Source organism: Azospirillum rugosum (assembly GCF_017876155.1).
Lineage (GTDB): Bacteria > Pseudomonadota > Alphaproteobacteria > Azospirillales > Azospirillaceae > Azospirillum > Azospirillum rugosum.
Genome location: NZ_JAGINP010000003.1, coordinates 92532 through 113447, shown reverse-complemented (window position 1 = coordinate 113447; position 20916 = coordinate 92532). Strand labels below are relative to the sequence as shown.

General features: G+C 69.6%; 18 protein-coding genes. 6 read left to right on the top strand and 12 right to left on the bottom strand.

Annotated features, from left to right (window positions below):
• Nucleotides 1–14: 14 nt before the first annotated feature.
• The 4 genes from J2851_RS05425 to J2851_RS05410 form a co-directional block, all read right to left on the bottom strand.
• On the bottom strand, nt 15–1637 hold the full coding sequence (locus J2851_RS05425; RefSeq protein ID WP_209764785.1) for a DUF6212 domain-containing protein: 1623 nt from the start codon (nt 1635–1637) through the stop codon (nt 15–17).
• A gap of 13 nt (nt 1638–1650) precedes the next feature.
• Nucleotides 1651–3792 (bottom strand): glycosyltransferase family A protein, encoded by a 2142-nt coding sequence (locus J2851_RS05420; protein ID WP_209764783.1) that lies wholly within the window; start codon nt 3790–3792, stop codon nt 1651–1653.
• Between the two features lie 152 nt (nt 3793–3944).
• Nucleotides 3945–4574, bottom strand: coding sequence for a class I SAM-dependent methyltransferase (locus tag J2851_RS05415; RefSeq protein WP_209764781.1), 630 nt, complete (start codon nt 4572–4574; stop codon nt 3945–3947).
• Between the two features lie 131 nt (nt 4575–4705).
• A complete protein-coding gene (locus tag J2851_RS05410) occupies nt 4706–6037 on the bottom strand; it encodes a GH1 family beta-glucosidase (RefSeq protein ID WP_209764780.1) in 1332 nt (443 codons plus the stop codon).
• 189 nt (nt 6038–6226) lie between these two features.
• Here J2851_RS05410 and J2851_RS05405 point away from each other — a divergent pair, with 189 nt between their 5' ends.
• A complete protein-coding gene (locus J2851_RS05405; protein WP_209764779.1) occupies nt 6227–7519 on the top strand; it encodes a family 4 glycosyl hydrolase in 1293 nt (430 codons plus the stop codon).
• Nucleotides 7520–7571: 52 nt separating this feature from the next.
• Here the strand turns inward: J2851_RS05405 and J2851_RS05400 are convergent, their stop codons facing one another.
• Nucleotides 7572–8156 (bottom strand): DUF2934 domain-containing protein, encoded by a 585-nt coding sequence (locus J2851_RS05400; protein ID WP_209764778.1) that lies wholly within the window; start codon nt 8154–8156, stop codon nt 7572–7574.
• A gap of 331 nt (nt 8157–8487) precedes the next feature.
• Between J2851_RS05400 and J2851_RS05395 the strand changes: the two genes are divergently transcribed.
• The 5 genes from J2851_RS05395 to J2851_RS05375 all read left to right on the top strand — a co-directional run bounded on the left by J2851_RS05395 (nt 8488) and on the right by J2851_RS05375 (nt 13465).
• On the top strand, nt 8488–8835 hold the full coding sequence (locus J2851_RS05395; RefSeq protein ID WP_209764777.1) for a hypothetical protein: 348 nt from the start codon (nt 8488–8490) through the stop codon (nt 8833–8835).
• Between the two features lie 189 nt (nt 8836–9024).
• The gene (gene argE / locus J2851_RS05390) at nt 9025–10188 is read left to right on the top strand and encodes an acetylornithine deacetylase (protein WP_209764776.1); all 1164 of its coding nucleotides are present in this window, start codon (nt 9025–9027) and stop codon (nt 10186–10188) included.
• Between the two features lie 391 nt (nt 10189–10579).
• Nucleotides 10580–11221 (top strand): chemotaxis protein CheC, encoded by a 642-nt coding sequence (locus J2851_RS05385; protein WP_209764775.1) that lies wholly within the window; start codon nt 10580–10582, stop codon nt 11219–11221.
• Nucleotides 11202–13070, top strand: coding sequence for a sensor histidine kinase (locus J2851_RS05380; RefSeq protein WP_209764774.1), 1869 nt, complete (start codon nt 11202–11204; stop codon nt 13068–13070). Before J2851_RS05385 ends, J2851_RS05380 begins: the two co-directional genes overlap by 20 nt.
• Nucleotides 13067–13465 (top strand): response regulator, encoded by a 399-nt coding sequence (locus J2851_RS05375; protein WP_209764773.1) that lies wholly within the window; start codon nt 13067–13069, stop codon nt 13463–13465. The genes J2851_RS05380 and J2851_RS05375 overlap by 4 nt, the downstream gene beginning before the upstream one ends.
• 162 nt (nt 13466–13627) lie before the next feature.
• On the opposite strand, the gene J2851_RS05370 is transcribed toward J2851_RS05375, so the two are convergent.
• The 7 genes from J2851_RS05370 to J2851_RS05340 all read right to left on the bottom strand — a co-directional run bounded on the left by J2851_RS05370 (nt 13628) and on the right by J2851_RS05340 (nt 20902).
• Nucleotides 13628–13873: a hypothetical protein gene (locus J2851_RS05370; protein WP_209764771.1), complete on the bottom strand. Its 246-nt coding sequence runs from the start codon at nt 13871–13873 to the stop codon at nt 13628–13630.
• The gene (locus J2851_RS05365; RefSeq protein ID WP_209764769.1) at nt 13873–16074 is read right to left on the bottom strand and encodes a chemotaxis protein CheA; all 2202 of its coding nucleotides are present in this window, start codon (nt 16072–16074) and stop codon (nt 13873–13875) included. The genes J2851_RS05370 and J2851_RS05365 overlap by 1 nt, the downstream gene beginning before the upstream one ends.
• Nucleotides 16071–16502, bottom strand: coding sequence for a response regulator (locus tag J2851_RS05360; protein ID WP_209764767.1), 432 nt, complete (start codon nt 16500–16502; stop codon nt 16071–16073). The genes J2851_RS05365 and J2851_RS05360 overlap by 4 nt, the downstream gene beginning before the upstream one ends.
• Nucleotides 16503–16513: 11 nt before the next feature.
• Complete coding sequence (locus J2851_RS05355) at nt 16514–17371, bottom strand: CheR family methyltransferase (protein ID WP_209764766.1); 858 nt, start codon at nt 17369–17371, stop codon at nt 16514–16516.
• A gap of 12 nt (nt 17372–17383) precedes the next feature.
• Complete coding sequence (locus J2851_RS05350; protein WP_209764764.1) at nt 17384–17995, bottom strand: HEAT repeat domain-containing protein; 612 nt, start codon at nt 17993–17995, stop codon at nt 17384–17386.
• Nucleotides 17996–18184: 189 nt separating this feature from the next.
• Nucleotides 18185–19297 carry a chemotaxis-specific protein-glutamate methyltransferase CheB gene (gene cheB, locus J2851_RS05345; protein ID WP_209764762.1) on the bottom strand — a complete coding sequence of 371 codons (1113 nt, stop codon included), beginning with the start codon at nt 19295–19297 and terminating at the stop codon, nt 18185–18187.
• A gap of 3 nt (nt 19298–19300) precedes the next feature.
• Nucleotides 19301–20902: a chemotaxis protein CheW gene (locus J2851_RS05340; RefSeq protein ID WP_246500433.1), complete on the bottom strand. Its 1602-nt coding sequence runs from the start codon at nt 20900–20902 to the stop codon at nt 19301–19303.
• Nucleotides 20903–20916 lie beyond the last annotated feature (14 nt).

Genomic DNA, 20916 nt, shown 5'->3' with positions numbered 1-20916 from the left:
TAATTTTATTCGTATTACTGACCGTTCGCCGACCCGGTGCGGTCGCCGTCCCGTGGACCCAAGTCCGAAATGTCAGGGTCCGAGGCGGCCGGCAGCGCGGCCGGCGAGGCCCAGGCGGTGGCCCCGTCGATCTCGATCTCGAAGTCGTGGAAGACCGTCCGGCCGTACAGGCCGTGGCTGCCATCGGGGATGGTGGTGAACAGGTGCAGCGTCATCGGCCCCTGCCAGGGCGCGGCCAGCGCGGCGGCGAGGCCGAGCGTCCGGCGCGGCGCGTCCAGGACCACCCAGCCGCTGGAGGCCAGGATGCCCTCCTCCCGCTGCGCGTCCTCGGCGGACACGTTCGGCGCCGCCACGACCAGCTTGCAGGCGATGGGCGTCCGGCAGCGCGGGTCCTCGATCACGGCGTGGCCGCGCACGGCGATCGCCCCCGGGACCTCCTCCAGCGCGATGTGGGCGGCGGCCGTCACGCCGTACAGCGGGTGCAGCAGGATGCGCCCGCCGCGCAGGAAACCGAACCAGGGGAAGGTCGCCTTGTGCTCGATGCTCTTGCGCACCTGCGCCAGGACGGGCTCGGTCAGCGGCCAGACCATGCGGGCGGGCAGGGGATGCTCGGCCGCGTGCTCCGCCGGGCCGTAGTTCAGGCCCGGCAGGCCGCCCCACAGCCGCAGCGCCAGCATGCCCGGCTGTCCGCCGGCGCGCGCCGCGGGGGTCACCGCGTATTCGTCGAGCAGTCCGGCCGGGGCGAGCGACAGGCGCGGCGCCTCCGTCACCACCCCGATGGCGCCGATGCGCAGTTCCAGGATGCGGTCCATCCGCTCGCAGGCGGCGGGCAGGCGCAGCGGCAGCCAGCCGTCGCGCACCGCCGCGAAGGGCACGCGCCAGTCGGCGACCAGCCGGCCGGAATCGATGGCGTGCAGGGTGATGGCGAAGGTTCCGCTGCCCTTCGGCGCGCGGTCCAGATGCAGGTCGATGCCGACCAGCCCGCGCGCCCACAGCGGCAACCGCTGCACGATCTCCAGCGGCGCCGCGTTGCCGCGCCCATGCCGCAGCGGCACGGGCATCGCGGCGACCGGACGCGGCGTGGCGAACAGCAGCCGCGGCGGGGAGAGGCGCAGGTTGTCCAGCAACTCCGTCGCCTCCGGCGGCAGGCGGGATCCCACGCCCCATTCCTCGCGCAGGGTCGACAGGTTGCGCTGAAGGTCGTGGTTGCGCCGGTGTAGGCTGCGGATCGCGTCGAAGGCGCGCTCCAGCAAAGCGCCCTGCACCTCGGCCGGGCCGCCGGTGACGTGGAACGGCGCGCTGCCCGGACCGCCCGCCTCTTCCCACCAGGCGAGCAGCCGCTCCGCGTCCGCCTTCGCCGCCTCGTCGCGCGACCACAGGCACCAGACCGTCGCCGGCGGGATGGCCAGCGTCCGCAGGGGCTCCGGCTCCCCATCCCCCTCCCCGGCCCCCTCCCCAGCGCCCGGCGCGGTCAGCAGATAGGCGCCGTCATGCCGGACCAGATGCAGCGTCCGCAGCGGCAGAGCGCTTCCGTCCATTTCCTCCCCGTTCGGGACGGCCGGCCGGTGCACGACGATGACCTTCGGGGTTCCGTCGTAGAGCGAAGCGAAGAGCGACGCGGGCGCGGAGAGCTTCATGGTGGCTCCTGTCTCAGGCGGAAGGCGGCGGAGTGGACGGAGTGAACGGGTCAACAAGCGCGGGGCAGGCGTCCCAGTCCGGGTCGTTCCCCTCGCCCGTCTCGCTTCCCCAGCGCCGCAGCTTGTCGAGCGGCAGCGCCAGGGCCTGGCACAGACGGAAGCTGCGCGCGTCCAGCGGAACGATGGTCTGGTAGGCGTGCTCGAAGGCGGCGCAGGCGTTCACGACGTCGGCGGCGGTGCGGCCAGCCTCCGGCAGCCCCAGCAGGGCCCAGGTGGTGACGCCCAGCTTGCGCAGCCGCCCCATCAGCCCATGGGCCGGCCCATGCTGCACCGTGACCACGAGGTCGAAGGCGGCGAGCGTGCCGACCGCCAGATCCTCTTCATCGTTGTCCCAGTCGCGGACCGGCGTGCCCAGATAGGCCTCCCGCCGGGTCAGCGGCCTTTCGGGCAGCACCAGCGGCATCGGGAAGGGAATGACCGTGTCGAGCGTGTCCGCGTCACCCGGCGTCCAGGCGGCCTTGCCCGATCCCATGGCGACCAGATGCGGCCGGTATCCCCGCTCGCGCAGCCATTGGGCCATACGCAGGGCGATGGCGTGTTTGCGCGGGCAGCCCGGTTCGACCACCAGCGCGGCCTGGCGCCCGTCCCGCAGCAGCGGCAGGGCTGTCGGCAGCTGGTGAACCGTCCAGTAGACGTCGCGCGGAGTCGCCACGCCGGCGCGGTAACGGTCGATGGGGGCCGCGGCCCAGCCGCCGACCGCCTTGATCGACCACTGGCGCGCCAGCGTGTCGTACAGCGACACCAGCGCAGCGTCCACGGTCCAGGACGGAACGATCGGGTCGGGCACGGCAAGGCGCAGGTGCAGGTGCGCCTCCGCGCAGGGCTTATCGTATTCCCGCTCCAGCAGGGGCGCTCCGGTCGGCTGGCGCCGCACGAGGTCGAGCAGCGTGCGGGTCTGCAGCGCTACGATTTCCGCACCGCCCGACGGCAGCGGGGCGGGCACCGTGTCCTCCAGCCCGACCGGGACGCCGGCCCATTGCGTGGAGACGCCACCCTCCTCCGACGCTTCGACCGTCACGCGCCCATACACCAGGGACGCCTGGAGGCTCGTCCGCTCCAGCGTCCACAGCACGCCCTGGAGCAGCTTGTGCCGCTCCAGAAGCGCGTAAAGGGCGCTGTCCATCACCACCAGCTGGCCGGGGCAGGCCGCGTAGTCCGGCCGCTCCGGCGCGCGCAACGCGCGGCGCACGAAGTCGGCGAGCGGCAGATCCTCGACGCCCAACGCCGGGTCGGTGGTGCAGCGGACAACGGCACGGTCCGGCAGGAAAACGGCGTAGCGCCGGCCCACGGCGGCCTCCGCCCGCGCGATGGCCTTGACGGAGAACAGCGCCGGGTGCCGGCCCTGGATGTGGGTCAGGATCGGGCGGTAGTCGCGTTCCGATTCGGTCAGCATGCTCTCGCCGCGCCGGCGGTAGCCGAAGCCGGTGCCGGGGACATGGACGCCGTGGAAGCCGCGCTCCAGCCCCTGGAGCCAGAACTCCCAGTCCTCGCTGCCCTGGCGCATCGTCTCGTCGAACCGCGCGCCGCTGTCGAGCAGGCGGCGCGACGCCATGCTGCCGGCCTCGCTGACGTTGCGGAACAGATGCTCCAGCGGCGAATAGGGGCCGGACATGTCGCAGAATTCGAAGAAGCCGAACTTGTCCACGTCCGGATAGGCCCAGCCGACCTCCGGCCCGGACGCGCGCAGGGCGTCCAGCATCCGTTGCAGCAGGTGCGGCCGGATGCGGTTGTCCGAATCGAGGAAATACACGGCCTCCAGCGCCGGGAAGGCGTCGAGCGCAAAGGCGATCCCGCTGTTGCGCGCGGCGCTGAGGCCACTATTGCGCTTGTTCAGGTAAAAGACGCGCCCGGGGTATGACGCCGCGAACTCCCGGCAGACGCGGTCGGTTTCCGGGAACGGGCAGCCGTCGTTGACGACCACGACCGCGAAGGCGAAATCGGTGTCCTGGGCAAGCGCCGTGTCCAGCGCCTCCGCCAGCAGCCCCGAATGCTTGTAGGTCGGGACAATGATCGCCGCGCGAATGTGGTCGGCGTCATCGGGCGGAGGAGCGATTTGTGTACTTACTATTGACATGACCGGACGCAGCAGTGGCACCGCATCCTGATTAGCGCCGCCCACGCTTGCCCGGCATGTGATAATTCCGGGATGCGCGATCGCGTATTATTTATAGTTTCGTTGCAAAGTCCTGCGGTCCTGCAAATCTCCGTCCGGGAGAGGGCGGAAACATTGCGTCGTCCCTCCGCCGGCTACTCCGGATCACGCATTTTTTGCGCTATGAAGGAATGATAAACATCGGGGCCCATCCCCGTTTCAAAATCGATGCTGATGGCGTCCAGCAGAGCGAACCCGTTTCTCTTGATCAACTCCACCCACATGCTGGGTCCCATCACGCTGTAATGGTTCTGGTTTTCCTGATGCCGGCAGGCGGTGTCCGGGGCGGGGACCTCCACATACAGATATCCGCCGGGGCGCAGCACGCGGTGAAAGCCGTGCAGGGTGAAGTGCGGCAGCACGCTGTGCTCCAAGGCGTGCCGACACCACACCGTATCAAAGGACCGATCCGGAAAATCCAGGAACGACTGGTCCATCTCATGAACGTCGAAGCCGTTGGCCCGGCATATCTCGCAGTCCTCGCCAAGCGCGATTCCGACCGGCTGCGCCCCACGCTTCCTGAACTCCTCCAGCGCGGCGCCCTGCCCGCACCCGACATCCAGAATTCGACCGTTGGCCTCCGGGTACTTCCCGAAGAGATGGTCGATCATCCGCTGCGTTATGGTCGTGTGCATGGGGTGCTGAGGCTCGGGATAAACGTCCTTCCGGATTTTGCGAAGGAAGTCGTCCAGACGCGCATAGCGACTCAGATCGTTTTCGGGCATCGCTGCTTCCAACCGTTCCGCACGGACGATGATCTTTTGGCGTGACAGCGCCGCCGTCGAAGGGCACCGCTGCCACGCCTTTTATGCGGCGCCGCGATGTGCATCGCAACGCCCGCGGCGCCACCGTCCCGTTACGCCGGCAGCCGCCCGCTCTTCGCGACCTCGCTCAGGAAGCGGTAGCTGTCCTTCGGCGTGCGTTTCAGCGTGTCGTAGTCGACGCGCACGATGCCGAAGCGCTTGTTCAGGCCGAAAGCCCATTCGAAGTTGTCCAGCAGGCTCCAGCACAGGTAGCCCTTGACGTTGCAGCCCTGCTGCAAGGCCCGGCCGACCTCCGCCACATGGTCGCGCAGGAAGGCCACCCGCTCCGCGTCGTGGATTGCCCCGTCCGGCCCGACCACGTCGTCGTAGGCGGCGCCGTTCTCCGCCACGAAGACAGCGGGATTGCCGTAGTCGCGCTTGAACTCCATCAGCAGGTCGTAGAGCCCGTCCGGCTGCACCGGCCAGGCCATTGCGGTCCAGCGGTCGCAATGGGCGTCGCCCCACCAGACGTCGAAGGGGTGCCCCGCCTCGTGCTTCATGGTCATGCGGGAGTAGTAGTTGATGCCCAGGAGGTCGATGGGGTAGCGGATCGCCTCCTCGTCGCCGGGCAGGACGAAGTCCTTCATCCGCTCGGCCATCAGGTCCGGGATTTTGCCGCGCATCACACCGTCCAGCGCCACGCGGTTCCACACCGCGTCCCAGCGCGCCGCCGCGGCGACGTCCTCCGGCCGGTCGCTTTCCGCCCGGCAGGGCTGGAGGTTGATCACGGTGCCGAGCGTCAGCCCGGAATGCTCCGCCGCGATGGCCCGCAGCGCCGCACCCTGGGCGAGGTTCTGGTGGTGCAGCGCGCGCAGGATGCCGACCTCGCCCAGCTTGTGGCCGGGCGCGTGCTCCCCCGTGCCGTAGCCGTGGGTGGCGACCACGTTGGGCTCGTTCAGCATCATCCAGTCCTTGACCCGGTCGGCCAGCCGCGCCGTGACGATTCGCGCGTAGTCGGCGAAGGGCCCGATGATCTCCCGCCCCTGCCAGCCGCCACGATCTTCCAGCGGCTGCGGCAGGTCCCAGTGGTAGAGGCAGGCCATGGGCCGGATCCCGGCCTCCAGCACCGCGTCCACCAGCCGGTCGTAGAAGTCCAGCCCTGCCCGGTTCACGGCGCCCGACCCCGTCGGCAGGACGCGCGGCCAGGCGATGGAGAAGCGGTAGGCGTTGAAGCCCGCCGCCTTCAGCAGCGCCACGTCCTCCGGCCAGCGGTGGTAATGGTCGCAGGCGACGGCGGCGCTGCTGCCGTCCTGGATGCGCCCGGCCGCGGTGAAGATGTCCCACACGCAGGGACCGCGGCCATCCTCATGAATGGCCCCCTCGATCTGGTAGGCGGCGGTGGAGGCGCCCCACAGGAAATCCCGGGGAAAGGTGAAGGGTGCCATGGCGAGACTCCCTTAAAGTGTAATGCTGCACCCGCGATGTTGCGGCGCAGAAGGCGCGACCGCCTTTGTTCTGTTCTTTGGTTATAGTCTCTTCGGGTTAACAAGAGTATACTTGCCTCACGGCGGCAGGGCTGCGTGATCGGCGGGACTCGACGGCAGGCCCTCCTTCCCGCCAATGGGAGGCGCTCTATGCTCTCAAACCCGAAAACCACCAAGATCGTCTTCCTGGGCGCTGGCAGCGCGGCCTTCGGGCTCAGCATGTACCGCGACCTTTTCACCACGCGCGAGCTGGCCGGCAGCACGTTGACGCTGGTCGACACCAATCCGGAGGCGCTGGAGCGCATGACGGCGCTCGCCCGCGTCCTCAACGACAAGGGCGGGGCCGGCATCGTCATCGAGCAGACGACCGACCGCCGCGCCGCCCTGGCCGGGGCGGAGTTCGTCGTGAACTCCGTCGCCATCGACCGCAACCGCCTGTGGAGGCTGGACTTCGAGGTTCCGAAGAAGCACGGGATCCGCCACACGCTGGGCGAGAACGGCGGTCCCGGCGGCCTGTTCTTCACGCTGCGCACGCTTCCGCTGATCTTCGACTTCGCCCGCGATGTGGAGGAACTGTGCCCCGAGGCGCTGTTCATCAACCTGTCGAACCCGGAAAGCCGCGTCGTCCTGGGCCTGTCCAAATACAGCAGCGTCAAGACGCTCGGCCTGTGCCACGGCGTCTTCCTGGCGCGCTGGTTCGTCTGCCAGATTCTGGGAATGGCCGAGAAGGACGTGGAGGTCTGGGGCGCCGGGCTGAACCATTTCCAATGGCTGATGCACATCCGCGACAAGGCCACCGGGCGCGACCTCTACCCGTTGCTGCGCGAGAAGGAGAAGACGCACGACCCGGCCTTCACGCCGCTGACCCGGCGCATGTTCCACGCCTTCGGCCTGTGGCCGACCTGCAGCGACGACCATATGGGCGAATACCTCCCCTACGGCTGGGAGGGCGGGGAGCACGGCTTCGACTTCGCCGAGGACGAACGCGGGCGCGGCATCCTGAACGGGCTGATGGACGGCGTCATCGCCGGCACCACCCCGATCCCCGACGACTGGACCCAGCCTTCCTGGGGCGAGCGGGCCGTCCAGCTGATGGCCGGCGTGCTGCACAACCAGAAGCGCTTCATCGAATCGGGCATCGTCCTCAACCGGGGCGTCATCCCGAACTTGGCCCCGGATCTGGCTGTGGAGGTGCCGCTGCTGGCCGACGCGGCCGGCGTCCACCCCATCTCCCTGGGTCCCCTGCCCGACCCGATCGCCAAGCTGCTGGCGGTCCAGGCGGGCGTGCAGCAGCTTGCCGTCGAGGCCGCGGTGCACGCCTCGAAAGAGCTGGCGCTTCAAGCGTTGTTGATCGACCCGGTGATCAACTCCACCGACGCCGCCGTCAAGATCCTGGACGAACTGTGGGAGGCGAACCGCCCCTACATCCGGCCCTGCGTGTAACGGGAAAACGAAGCCCCTCTCCCAAGGTGGGAAGAGGGGCTTTCCGACCGTCTCAATGAGCCGCTTCGGTGTTCTGCCCGGCGGCCGACTTGCGGCGGGGCTTCGCGGACGCTTCCGGCTGCTTGTCGTCCTCCGGCTTCACCGACTTGCCGGCCTTGCCGCGCGCCGGCTTCATCGCCTTCTCGGCGCTGTCCATGTCCTCGGTCTTGGCGACGGCGCGGGTGCCGGTCTCGGGCACCGGAAGCTGGCTCTTCTTGCCGCCCTTCGCCGCCTTGGCGGGCTCCGCCGCGGGTGCCGGGGCCGCTTCCGCCTTCGCGGGGTCCGGCTTGCCGGCCTCGTCCTTGGACTTGCGGGCGCGGGTCTTCTTCGGGGCCAGCGCCTCCTCCACCACGTCCACGACGGCGTTCAGGCCGGCGCCGATCGCCTGCGTGGCCGCCTTCTTGGTGCGGCGCACCACCTTCGTCACCACGCCGGCTCCGGCGTCGACCGCCTTCTCGACGATCGACGCCTTGTCTTCGGCATCGATTTCGGCGCAAGCCTGCGCCCAATGAGCCTCACCACGCCCCTCCGGGTGCCCTTCGCGCTCCCAGATCTGGTAGGCGCGACGGCGGATCCGTTCCTCGCGATCGCCTTGCATTCTTCAGTCTCCAATTGGGCTTTGGCCGCAGAAACCACGACGCTTGAGAAAAACGACGGCTGTGCCGCTGAGTTCCCGGTCTATGTGACAGACGACAGTATACAAAAAAACCGTTCCTTAAATCATATGGTCCTATATTCTCGCGCCTCCAGAGGCGGCGACACGTGGTAGGTCGGGGGGCGATGGTGGCACCCAGGGATCGCGACCCGGTCCGCATAGGACACTTCGCCGGGTTGAACATCGGCATTCGCTGAATTTAGTTTTCACCAAACCAACTGGGCATTGGGCCGCCCCGACCCGGCGCCATCACAGAAGGCAAAGAGTCCATCGCATGTCCCTTGATCCCTTGATGCAAGCCAACCGGATCCTCACCGAGGCGATCACCAAGTATCTTCAAGCGAACAACGACTTAGCCGCAGCGGCCGAGCGGGCGTCCGCGGCCAGCGCCGGACGCGACGCCGCGACGCGGCGGCAGGCCTTCCAGGAACTGTCCGAACGGGGCAACCAGGCGCGCTTCGCCAAACGCCACCTGACCGACACCGTGCGCCGGCTGCGCTCCACCATGCCCGCCCCGCAGATCGAGGCGCTGGCCTCCAAGCTCGACGGGCGGGAAAGCGCGGAAAGCGCCCTCACCCTGGTGCGCACGGTCCTGACGGAAAAGGTCTGGACGGCGGCCTGACCCCCAGGTCCGTCCAGCCGCTCGCCGGACCACACGCCCCACCCCCGCAAGTCGCGACATCCCTGCGGCGTTTTCGGCGCCGCGGGGATGTCGCATTTGACAAAGGGGGATGCAGGGGCCAGTGTTTAGGGTCTAAAGAATATCACACCGGTGCGGATACGGGCCGGGTTCCAAAACGGATCTTCCAGGGTGCATGAAAATTCCAAGGCGATGATCGCCCGGCTGGTCGGGTTCGACACGGTCTCGCGCCGGTCGAACATGGCGCTGATCGACTGGGTCCGCGATCATCTTGCCGGCCACGGCGTCGAAAGCCGCGTCGTCCCCAGCGCGGACGGCGGCAAGGCCAACCTGTTCGCGACGATCGGACCGGCGGTGGAAGGCGGCGTGGTGCTCTCCGCCCACACCGACGTCGTGCCGGTGGACGGCCAGCCCTGGGACACCGACCCCTTCACGATGGTGGAGCGCGACGGCCGCCTGTACGGGCGGGGCACCGCGGACATGAAGAGCTTCCCGGCCGTGGCGCTGGCCATGCTGCCGGAGATGCTGGCGGCCGGGCTGAAGCGGCCCCTGCACCTCGCCCTGTCCTACGACGAGGAGGTCGGCTGCCTCGGCGCGCCGGCCATGATCGAGCGGATGACCGCGGAGCTGCCGCGCCCCAGCGCCGTCATCGTCGGCGAACCGACGTCGATGGGCGTGGTGCTGGCGCACAAGGGCTGCTACGTCCTGCGGACGACGGTGACCGGGCACGAGGTGCACTCCTCGCAGATCGACCGGGGCGTCAGCGCGGTGACGGTGGCGGCGCGGCTGGTCTCCCTGATCGCCGACATGGCGGAGGAGAACATCGCCGCGGCTGATCCTGCCTGCGGCCCCGCCTGCGCCTTCGACCCGCCCTTCACGACGCTCCACGTCGGGACGATCGAGGGCGGCACGGCCCCCAACATCACGGCCCGCCACTGTTCCTTCCTGTGGGACATCCGCCCGCTGCCCGGCGACGACTGGACGCGCTACCGCGACCGTTTCGCGGCGGAATGCGAGCGTCTGCTGGCGCGGATGCGGCGCATCAGCCCCGATTGCGACATCCGCACCGAGCAGCTGGCCGGCGTTCCCGGCTTGGCGCCGGAACCCGCGGGGGCGGCCGCGCAGCTGTGCCACGCGCTGACCGGGCGGAACGACACCGGCATGGTGTCCTTCGCCGCGGAAGCCGGGCAGTTCCAGGCGGCCGGCCTGTCCACCGTCCTGTGCGGCCCGGGCAGCATCGACCAGGCGCACCAGCCGAACGAATACATCGACGTCGCCCAGGTCACCGCCTGCGAAGGGTTCATACGGGATCTCGTCCGCCGTCTTGCGGCCTAGCGGCGTGGCGGGTTGCGCCGAAATGGCGGCAGCCCGTCCGCACCGAACGGCGAACGGTCGATCCGTCCGGAAGAGTTGGGGATCATTCCCGTCCGTGCCGCCGTTTCCAACCGTCATCCCGGCGAGGAAGTCCGACCGGGGAGGCACTGCAAGAACGGGTGTACAAACGTTGTAAACCGGCAAGGCAAGCCCAATGGAACCTGACGCGCGCTGCATGAACAACAGAGCCACACTGATATGGCTATAGCTCTCCCATATTCGGCATATGCCGTTGACGGGAATTATTTTTACAGCCTTCCTGTCCAAAATTGGTCAAAATGTCGAGATACTTGGCGCGGCGGGACGGTCCCGTACGGGCAGACCATTTCAGGACGACTTGGAGCGCCGGTGCATGGTTGAACTGACCGACCTGGAGCGCGATGCGCTGACGGAGCTGGTGAACATGGGGGTCGGGCGCGCCGCCACCCATCTCAGCCGGATGGTCACCGACCAGGTGCTGCTGTCGGTGCCGTCGGTGGAGATCGTCAGCCGCGCCGACGCCGCCCATTTCCTGGCCACGCGCGAACGGTCGGGCCTGGTCGCGGTGGAACAGTCGTTCCAGGGCTCCTTCTCCGGGCGCGCGCTGCTGATCTTCCCGGAAACCAACAGCCTGGAACTGGCCCGCGCCGTGCTGGGCAGCGCGCTCAGCCTGGAGGAGATCGTCGACCTGGAGCAGGACGCTCTGGCGGAGATCGGGAACATCATCCTGAACGGCTGTCTGGTCGTGATGGCCAATACGCTCAAGGACCGGCTGGACATCTCGCTGCCGAGCGTGCTGCGCGGCGACAGCGACCGGATTTTCGAGAACGGCGAGTCGAACGCCGACGAACTGGTGATGTTTCTCTACATCGACTTCCTGATCCGCAGCCGAAGCATCCGGGGTTACATCGCCCTTATGATGGGGTTGTCGTCTCTGGAGTCCCTGAAGGGCCTCATCCATGGATTCATTGAACGCATCGCCTCCGGGACACCCCATGGAACCGACGGACGTTAAGCGGCTGCCTTGGCAGGAGAGCATTCTGGACGCGCTCGACGTCGGCATCGTCGTGCTCGACCGCCACGGCCGCGTGCAGTTCTGGAACGGATGGATGGAGGCCGCCTCCGGGGTTCCCTCGGCGACGATCCATGGTCAGGAGCTGGTGGACGCGCTGCCGGCGCTTCGTGATTCGCGCCTGCACACGGCGATCCGCGACGTGCTGGACACCGGCGCGCCCAGCGTCCTGTCGCACACGCTCAACCCGGTGCTGTTCCCGCTGCGCTGCGCCGATGGCCGGCGCATGGTGCACAACGTGCTGATCCGCCCGATGACGGCGAACGGCGCGCGCTATTGCGTGATCCAGGTCACCGACGTGACCGCGGTGGTCAACCGCGAGCGCGTCCTGCGCGAGCAGCGCGACGCCCGTTACCGGGCCATCGTGGACACGGCCCCCGACGCGATCGTCACCACCGACACCCGCGGCGTCCTGCAATGGGCCAACGGTGCCGCGGCGCAGCAGTTCGGCTACCGCCCCAACGAGCTGATCGGGCAGAGCGTGAGCCTCGTCCTGGCCGAGGGCTCGCCCGACTGGTCCAGCCTGGTCGACCGCGACGCCGCCGACCGCCACGCCCCCATCGAGCTGATCGGCCGCAGGCGCGACGGTTCGCGCATCGACCTGGAGGTGTCGCTCGCCCGCTGGGAATCGGAAGGGCGCAGCTTCATCACCGGCATCCTGCGCGACATCACGGAGCGCCGCCGCACCCGCGAGGAGCTGAAGGCCAACGCCCTGGCCATGCGGCAGCTGGCCGAGCAGACCAAGGCGACGCTGGACGCGCTGCCGGCGCACATCGCCGTGCTCGACCATGGCGGCCACATCATCTCCGTCAACAAGGCCTGGGCGGAGGGCGGGCCGGGCGCCGGCTTCCTCGGCGACGGCTCCATCATCGGCGACAACTACCTGGAGGCCTGCGCCTCGACCCAGGCCGGGGGAGCGGACTACGCCGATGCCCTGATCGAGGGCCTGCGCGGCCTCCTCCTGTTCGGCGGCACGCCGGTGTCGATCGAGTATCCCGGCCTGTCGGCGGGGGGCCCTCGCTGGTACCGCTGCCTGGCCGCCCCGATGGCCGCCGGTCCGTTCGGCGGCGCCGTGCTGATGCACATCGACATCACCGAGATCAAGTCGATGGAAGCGACGCTGCGCAAGCTGGTGGGCCAGAAGTCCACGCTGCTGCGCGAGGTGAACCACCGCGTGAAGAACAGCCTGCAGCTCGTCTCCAGCCTGCTGACGCTACAGACCATGAGCCTTCCCGGCGCCGCTGAACGGGCGCATTTCCAGGACGCCCGCGCGCGCATCGACGCCATCGCGCGCGTGCACAGCCGCCTCTACCAGACCGATCAGTTCCAGACCATCGAGTTCGGCAGCTACCTCAACGAGCTGTGCACCGACCTGTCGCGGGCGTCCGGCGCCACGCTGGGCGCGATCGCGGTGAAGGCCGACCGCATCGACCTGCCGATCGACCAGGCGGCCCCGCTTGGCCTGATCGCCAACGAGCTGATCACCAACGCCATCAAGCACCGCGGGGCTGAGCCGGCGAACATCCTGGTGGAACTGCACAAGACCGGCGCCCCCCCTGAGCTGGCCGCCGAACTGATCGTGTCCGACCAGGGGCCGGGCCTGCCCGAAGGCTTCGACATGCGCAAGACGCGCAGCCTGGGGATGCGCCTCATCACCAGCCTCACGGGCCAGATAAGCGCGACCGTCAGCCGGTTGCCCGTGGAACGCGGAACCTCCTTCCGGATCGTGCTGACCGTGGGGGAACCGCGGAACGCGATGCTTGAAGACAGCCCGGCGGAGATCAACGGATGAAGATCCTGCTCGTCGAGGACGAAGTCCTGATCGCCATGGAACAGACCTTCTACCTGGAATCGGCCGGGCACGAGGTGCACGGGCCGGCCGCCACCTCGGAAAAGGCCATTGCCCTCGCGCGCGAGGTCCAGCCGGACCTGGCGCTGGTGGACATCCACCTGTCCCAGGGCTCCAGCGGCATCGACGCGGCCCGCCAGATGACCGCGGACGGCATCGCCTGCCTCTTCGTCACCTCCTACCGCGAGGAGGTGGAGCCCAGCCGCGAATACGGCATCGGCTGCCTGCCCAAGCCCTTCTCCCAGGCCACCCTGACGGCCGCCGTGGAGGTTGTCCGCGCCATCCTCGACGGCCGCACCCCGGAGAAGACCCCCGACACGATGGAGCTGTTCAGCTAGATCCGTAGGTTGGGTGGAGCGCCAGCGAAACCCAACTCACGTCGCCGGACCGGCATTGTTGGGTTCCGCTGGCACTCCACCCAACCTACGCACTGATCCGGGCAGTCCCGTGTCATCCGTGACAATTATTGCCCGCAACTCCCGCGCGTCGCCTTCAAGCGGTTACCCTGGAGTGTTGCGCAGCAGCGGCGCCACCCACGCCTTCAGGAACGCGTCCTCCGGCTCCACCGCCACCGTCGTGTGCGCGACCATCAGCACCTGGAGGAGCGCGGTGTGCAGGCTCGTGCAGGCGCCCAGGTCCACGCGGGGGGCGTTCGCCGCTTCCGTCCATTCCGCCAGCGGAATGGCCTCGTCCGCGGTGCAGGCGCCGTCGAAGCGGGCGGTCTCGCCGTCAAAGCGGATCGGCATCACAGAAGCTCCCGCAGGTTGAGGACCAACAGCAGGCGCCCGTCGCCGAGCACCGCCGTGCCGGCATAGCCGCGCAGCCGCGCCAGGACGCCGGTCATCGGCTTCAGCACCACATCGGCGCGCTCGCGGAACGCATCCACCACCAGGGCCAGCCGATGGCCGCCGAGATCGACGGCCAGCACCGCCTCGCTTCCCTCCACCCGCTCCTCTTCCGTCTGACCGAGCAGGCGGCGCAGGCGCAGCAGGGGCAGCACGGTGTCGTTCAGGACCACGCTTTCCGCGTGCTTGACCCGGCGGATGGCGTCGCGGGGCACGCGCTGCATGCCCGAAACCAGCGTGACCGGAATGCCGTAGAGCGCGCCGGCGGCCTCCACCACCATCACGCGGGTGATCATCATGGTGGCCGGCAGAACCAGGCGGATGGTCGTCCCGGCCCCACGGGTGGAGGCGATCTCCACGCGTCCGCCAGCCTGTTCCACCGCGTTGCGCACCGCGTCCATGCCGACGCCGCGGCCCGACAGGTCGGTCACACCCTCTGCCGTGCTGAGCCCCGGCAGGAAGACCAGCCGCAGGGCGTCCGCGTCCTCCATCGCCGCGGCCTGCTCGACCGTGACCTGGCCGCGCTCCACCGCCTTGCGGCGCACGGCTTCCGCGTCGATGCCGGCGCCATCGTCGGACACCTCGACCACCACCCCGTCGCGATCCTGGAAAGCCCGCACGCGGATCACAGCACCTTCCGGCTTTCCGGCCGCGCGCCGCGCGTCCGGAGGCTCGACGCCGTGGTCCAGGCTGTTCCGGACAAGGTGCAGCAGCGGCTCGCCCAGGATGTCCAAGACGTCCTTGTCGGCCTCCGTCTCCGCGCCGGACATCTCAAGCTCCACCGACTTGCCGAGCCGGCGGGACGCGTCGCGGACCAGCCTGGGGAGCGGCTCGAACACGCGGGACAGCGGCAGCACGCGCAGGCGCAGCACGGCGTCCTGCAACTCCGCGACGATGGAGTCGATCTGCCCCTGCGCCTCCTTGATCCCCAGCGCCAGGGTGTCGGCGCGCTGCCCCTCCTGCGCCTCGCGGGCGAGGTAGGGAAGCCGGCTCTTGGCCACGACCAGCTCGCCGACCAGCGCCATCAGCCTGTCCATGCGGTCGGCGTCGACCCGCAGGGCGCGGCGGCCGGCCGACGGAGCGGCCGGGGTGGGGGAAATCGGCGCGGCCGGCGCGACGCCTCCCGCCAGCCCCTCGATGAAGCCGCGCAGTGACTCCGGATTGCCCGCCGCACGCTCCAGCTCCGCCGCGTCGCCGTGGCGGCCGAGCGCGGTCAGGATGTTGCGCACCGCCCGGACGACCGCGCCCTGGCGCCCCTCGACCTCGGCCACGCTGCCGCTGAGGGCCAGGATGCGCCGCTGTTCGCGCAGCATCGCCCCGGCCAGATCCTCCACGCCCCCCTTCGGCGGCGGCTCCGCGGCGCGCGGCTTGGTCTTGACGGTGACGGCGGCGATCCGCACCTGATCCGGCACGCTGCGGAACAGCCGCTCCACGTCCGGCTTCGCCGCGCCGCTGAGCGCCCGGAAGCGCAGCGCGCAGCGGTAGGGGTCCAGCTCCGCCAGGGAGGGCCAGGGCTCGACCGGTTCGATGCGCAGCAGCAGCAGATCGGGAATCCGCCGACACAGCTCCAGCGGATCGTCGCCGCTGAAGAAGCAGTCCGCGTTGGGCTCGTAGTTGACCGCCGTCACGGCCCGGCCGCCCAGGCGCTCCCCCTCCGCCGTGGACAGGTCGTCCACCCAGGCGAAGGCGGCGTCCTGCCCGGCCGTCCCCGCGTCCGTCCCGCCCAGGGCGGCGCGCAGCAGCGTCTCATGCTCGCGCGCCATGGCCTCGGCACCGTCCGGCAGCGCCCGCTCCGCCTCCAGCCGGTCGACCCAGGCCGCCCCGAGGTCCAGCAGTTGCAGCAGCCGGTCGGCGAGGTCGCCGCTGATGGCCGCCCGCCCCTCCCGCACCGCCATCAGGGCGTCCTCGCCGCCGTGGACCAGGCGCGTGAAGGGCGCCATGTCGAACAGACCGGTGGCGCCCTTCAGCGTGTGCAGGGCGCGGAACAGGTCGTTGATGGCGCCCGCGTCCGCCGGATCGCGTTCCAGCCGCAGCAGGCTGGCGCCGGCGGCGTCCAGCAGCTCGCGCGCCTCAAGGACGAACTGGTCGAACAGCTCGCTCATGAGCGTTGGCCTCCGGCTTGGCCCGCGCCGCGCCCGGTCAACAGGCGGGCCGCCGCGGTCAGGTCGTCCGGGCGCACCGGCTTGACGAAGTACCAGTTGGCCCCGGCCAGCAAAGCGTTCTCGCGGTCGCTGTCCTTGGATTCGGTGCTGATCATGACGGCGGGCACGTCGCGCAGCGCGGGCTCCTGCCGCAGGCGGCGGAGCATGGCGTAGCCGTCCATCTTCTGCATGTTGATGTCCACGATCAGCAGGTCCGGCGGGTTGGCGAGCGCGTGCTCCAGCCCGTCGATGCCGTTGACGGCCTCGTCCACGGCGAAGCCGTCGGCCTCCAGCACCTTGCGGCTGTAGGCGCGCACGGTGGCCGCGTCGTCCACCACCAGCACGCGGCGCCTGTCGCCATGCCTATCGTTGTCCTCTGGTTCCCTCACCGCCGGCCTCCTTATGTCTGGGGCTTCTGGTACAGAATAGCGTCCGGAAAGCGGCGCGGCACGAAAAGCGACGACATGCGGCTCATGCTTTCCGAATGACCCAGCGCGATGAAGCCGCAGGGCGACAGCGCCTCGTAGAACATCGCCGCCGCCTGCCGCCGGCCGAGGTCGTCGAAATAGATCAACAGGTTGCGGCAGAAGATCACGTCGAACGACTGGAATCCGGCCACCTGCTTCGGGTCGGCGATGTTCACCAGCGAGAAGTCGATGGATTCCCGCAGCTCCTCCATAATCTGCCAGCGCCGGGAATCGAGCTGCGTGAAGTACTTGGCGACCAATTCCTGAGGAACCGCATGAAGCGCGCGCTCCTCGTAGATGCCCTCGCGCGCGCGGGCGAGCACCCGGCTGTCGATGTCGGAGGCGTACAGCTCGATCTCGAACTCGTCCACCCGCTTCCAGTATTCCAGCAGCATGATGGCGATGGAGTAAGGCTCCTCCCCCGTGGCGCAGCCAGCCGACCAGATGCGCACGCGCGAACCGGGCCGGCGCGCACGCACCACCTCGTCGAGCGCCGAGTTGACCAGGCAGTCGAGCTGGTACTTCTCGCGGAAGAAGTAGGTCTCGTTGACGGTCATCAGGTTGACGAGGAGTTGCAGTTCCTCGCCCGACGCCTGGAACCGCAGCAGGTTCAGGTAGTCGCGGAAGCTATCGGCGCCGACGGCGGCCATGCGCTCGGCCACGCGGCGGTCCACGTAGTAGCGCTTGGCTTCGGTGAAGGACAGGCCCGTCCGCTCCCGCAGGTAGGTGCAGAAGGTCTCATAATCCGCCGGGCTCAGCCCCGAGTCGTCTTTGTTGGCAGGATCGGACATTCGATCGGACATTCAGGGCCCGGAAAAGAGGCGGCGCGCCGCATCGACGGAGAAGGCGACGAAGGGGTCGTCCGGAAAACGCGTGGCCAGCCGCTCCAGCGCCGGCAGGGCGTCCGGCCGGCCGATTTCCATAAGCGCCTCGACCGCGGCGAGGCAGACATTCACCTCCGGATCCCGCTCCAGCACCCCGATCAGCGACGGCAGGCGATCCGGGTGGGCCAAGCGGCCAATGAGCTGCGCGGCGAAGATGCGCAGGTCAGGGTCGTCCGACCGCAGCAGCGGCGCCACTTCCGGCATGACCACAGCCGCCGGCATCTGCTGGAGGCTTTCGATCACCCCATTGCGCAGGCCGACGTCCTCGCTCGCCAGCAGCGGCAGAATCGAGCGCGCCGCGTCCGCGGTGCCCGTGAGCACCAACGCGGTCAGCAACGCCTCCCGCACGCTGGCGTCCTGCTCCCGCGGCAGCCGCTTGGCGAGCGCGTCCACGGCGTCAGCACGGCCGCCCAGGGCGTGGGCCGCCGCGCGCCGCCGCGCCGGATCGGCGTCCTCCAGCCGCAGCAGGGGATCGCCGCCGTCCTCCGTCGGAATCGGCTCCACCGGCTTGCGCGGTTTCACCAGGGCCATGATCCGAATTCCTCATCAGTGCAACGCGTTTCGCCACAACGGCGGCGGGCCCCAGACTGTGGCCTTAAAGCGAATTTGCATTCGCTTTAGATTCACATGGCCTCATTCGCCGGCCGGGCTTCGGTCGCACCTGCGACCGGGCCCGCGGTCGCGGTCCAAAGCGGATTGCAATCCGCTTTAGCCCCGCGTTCAGGTCTTGGGGTGGTGGGGCCTTGCCGGCGCCATCTCCCTCATCCACCGCACCAAGTGCTGCGCCACGCGGTCGGACGGCAGGGTCACCTCCGCCCCGCCGCGGCGGATCAGTTCCTGCGGCATGCCGAACACCACGGCGCTCTCCTCCGATTCCGCGATGGTCCGTCCGCCCCGCCGGCGCAGCTCGGTCATGGCGGCGGCACCGTCATAGCCCATGCCGGTCAGCAGGACCCCGACCAGCCGCGACGCCGGCAGGACTCGCAGCGCGCTTTCGACCATCCGGTCCACGTTGGGATGCCAGCTGCGGTCCTGCGCCATGGGCACCGGCTGGGCCACCAGCCGGCCGCCGCGACGGACGACCTGAAGGTCGGCCCCGCCCCGCGCGATGCAGACCGTGCCCGGTTCCAGCGGCGTCGGCAGGGCGGCCTCGACGACCGACAGGTCGCAGATCTGGTCCAGCCGCCGGGCGAGCGCCCCGGTGAAGTTGGCGGGCATGTGTTGGGCCACGACCACCGGCCAGGGGAAATCGCCGGGCAGGGCGGGCAGGATGTCCTCCAGCGTGCTGGGCCCGCCGGTCGACACGCCCATCAGCACGAGGCCGTTTTCGGCATCGGGAGGCACCAGCCCGGCCGGGGCCGGGGACGCCGGCTCGGCGGCGAAATCCTCCCCCGCGATCAGGGAGCGGGCGAGGCGCAGGCGTTCGCGCAGGCCCTGCACCCGGCGCGGGCGGGACGAGGCGGCGGCGCGCACGGTGTCGACAAGCTCCTCGGCGATGCGGCCGATGGCGCCGATGCCGGACGGCTTCTGCACGGCCTCCACCGCGCCCAGCCGCAGCGCCTCGACCGTCACGTCGGCCCCCTCCGCGGTGAGGGCGGAAACCATGACCACCGGCTTCGGGCGTTCGACCATGATGCGCTTCAGGCAGGTCAGCCCGTCCATCCCCGGCATGGTCACGTCCAGGGTGACCACGTCCGGGTCGAACTCGGCCACGCGCGCCAGCGCCTCCGCCCCATCGGCGGCGGTCTCCACGGTGAAGCCGGCGTCCGACAGGATGCCCGCGATGCGCCGGCGCATCAGGATGGAATCGTCAACGACCAGAACTCGGGGCATGGATCAGGCCACGGCGAGAAGGGCGGTCAGCTGGTCCATGTCCAGCAGTTCTTGCGGATCCATCAGAAGGATCATGCGGCGGCCCTCCGCGGCCTCCCCTTGCCGAAGGGACGCGTCGTCCAGTGCGGCGACGCGCCGGATGAGCCGGCTTTGCGCCTGGGACACGACCGGGGCCGCGTCGATGCGGTCCTCCGGCACGTTGACGATCCCGGTCATGCCATCCACCAGGAGCCCCGCCCGCGCGGATCCTGCGGCGATGACCACCACCCGTGCCTGCGCGCCCTCCCCACCCTCGGGAAGGCGGAGCAGGCGGCGCTGGTCGATCAGCGGCAACACGCCGCCACGCAGGGGCATCACGCCCCGCACGAAGTCGGGCGCGTTGGGCAGCGGCGTCGGCGCGTCCGGACGGCGCAGCACCTCCTGCACCGCCGCCACCGGCAGCCCGTATTCGGCGCCGGCCAGCCGGAAGACCACGAAGGCCTCCGTCCGCACCGTGCCCACACCGCTCTTCCCGTCCCCATCCTTGCCGCCCATGTCCACTCCCCGCGTGCCGGTCCCCAGCGCCGCTCCATGGCGGAACAGCCGGTCTGCCGACAGGATCGAGATCAAGCGGCCGCCATCCGCCCGGGCGATGCCCGCGACGTCCTCGAATTCCGCTTCCCGCGCCAACAACGCCGGAACCGGGTCGATCCGCCCACGCGAAATCCGCAATATTTCATGCACGCCGTCCACGACCACGCCGACCAGCCCCTCGGCCGTGCGGACCACGACCACCCGCGTCCCGCGGCTGCCCTCCCCGCCCTCGGTAAGTTGGAACAGCTCGCGCAGGCCGACCAGCGGCAGCAGCGTGTCGCGCAAGCTGGTCACGCCCAGCAGATGGGAGCGGACGCGCGGCACGCGGGTCACCGCCTCCGGGAACCCGACGATCTCCTGCACCGCGGCGACGGGCAGCGCGAAGTCCTGCCCGGCGACGTCGAAGACGACCAGACGCTCCTCGTCCACGGCCTCCACGGTTGCCGAGGACGGGCGCGGCGCCTCGCCCAGGGCCAATCCCCCACCGCCAATCCGGCCCAAATCCGCGAACTGCCGCTCGATCACAGGACCGGTGTCGAGAATCAGCGCCCCGGCCTGCCCAGCCCCCGCCTGCCCAGCCCCCGCCTGCCCAGCCGTCGCGCGGATCACGCCGGCCAGGAACGCCTCCTCAATGTCGCCTTCCGCCGCCTCGTCCACGGCGGCGATCCGGCCCTCCGTCACGCTGGACAGCCCGGTCATGCGGTCGACCAGCAGGCCGACCGGCTGGCCGCGATGGCGCACCACCAGCAGCCGGCCGCCCACATCCCGCCGGTCTCCGTCCCGTCCTTCTCCATCCGGGTCATCCACACCCAGGATGCGCCGCAGGCTGATGACCGGCAGCACCACGCCGCGCCGCCGCGCCAGCCCCTCCAGGCTCGCCGGCCCCAGCGGGACGCGCACCACCTCCGGCGGGCGCAGGATTTCCAGCACCTCGTCCATCGGGACGGCCAGGCTCGTCCCGCCGAGAACGAAGGTGACGAAGGAACGCCCCCCGTCCTTTCTCATGATCGCCGCCCCCATGATCGCCGCCATCGGCCGTCTCCCCG

Coding starts and splice junctions, on each gene's coding strand:
- J2851_RS05425 (WP_209764785.1), bottom strand. CDS start 1,637: ATGAAGCTCTCCGCGCCCGCGTCGCTCTTCGCTTCGCTCTACGACGGA.
- J2851_RS05415 (WP_209764781.1), bottom strand. CDS start 4,574: ATGCCCGAAAACGATCTGAGTCGCTATGCGCGTCTGGACGACTTCCTT.
- J2851_RS05410 (WP_209764780.1), bottom strand. CDS start 6,037: ATGGCACCCTTCACCTTTCCCCGGGATTTCCTGTGGGGCGCCTCCACC.
- J2851_RS05405 (WP_209764779.1), top strand. CDS start 6,227: ATGCTCTCAAACCCGAAAACCACCAAGATCGTCTTCCTGGGCGCTGGC.
- J2851_RS05400 (WP_209764778.1), bottom strand. CDS start 8,156: ATGCAAGGCGATCGCGAGGAACGGATCCGCCGTCGCGCCTACCAGATC.
- J2851_RS05395 (WP_209764777.1), top strand. CDS start 8,488: ATGTCCCTTGATCCCTTGATGCAAGCCAACCGGATCCTCACCGAGGCG.
- J2851_RS05385 (WP_209764775.1), top strand. CDS start 10,580: ATGGTTGAACTGACCGACCTGGAGCGCGATGCGCTGACGGAGCTGGTG.
- J2851_RS05380 (WP_209764774.1), top strand. CDS start 11,202: ATGGAACCGACGGACGTTAAGCGGCTGCCTTGGCAGGAGAGCATTCTG.
- J2851_RS05375 (WP_209764773.1), top strand. CDS start 13,067: ATGAAGATCCTGCTCGTCGAGGACGAAGTCCTGATCGCCATGGAACAG.
- J2851_RS05370 (WP_209764771.1), bottom strand. CDS start 13,873: ATGCCGATCCGCTTTGACGGCGAGACCGCCCGCTTCGACGGCGCCTGC.
- J2851_RS05365 (WP_209764769.1), bottom strand. CDS start 16,074: ATGAGCGAGCTGTTCGACCAGTTCGTCCTTGAGGCGCGCGAGCTGCTG.
- J2851_RS05355 (WP_209764766.1), bottom strand. CDS start 17,371: ATGTCCGATCCTGCCAACAAAGACGACTCGGGGCTGAGCCCGGCGGAT.
- J2851_RS05350 (WP_209764764.1), bottom strand. CDS start 17,995: ATGGCCCTGGTGAAACCGCGCAAGCCGGTGGAGCCGATTCCGACGGAG.
- cheB (WP_209764762.1), bottom strand. CDS start 19,297: ATGCCCCGAGTTCTGGTCGTTGACGATTCCATCCTGATGCGCCGGCGC.
- J2851_RS05340 (WP_246500433.1), bottom strand. CDS start 20,902: ATGGCGGCGATCATGGGGGCGGCGATCATGAGAAAGGACGGGGGGCGT.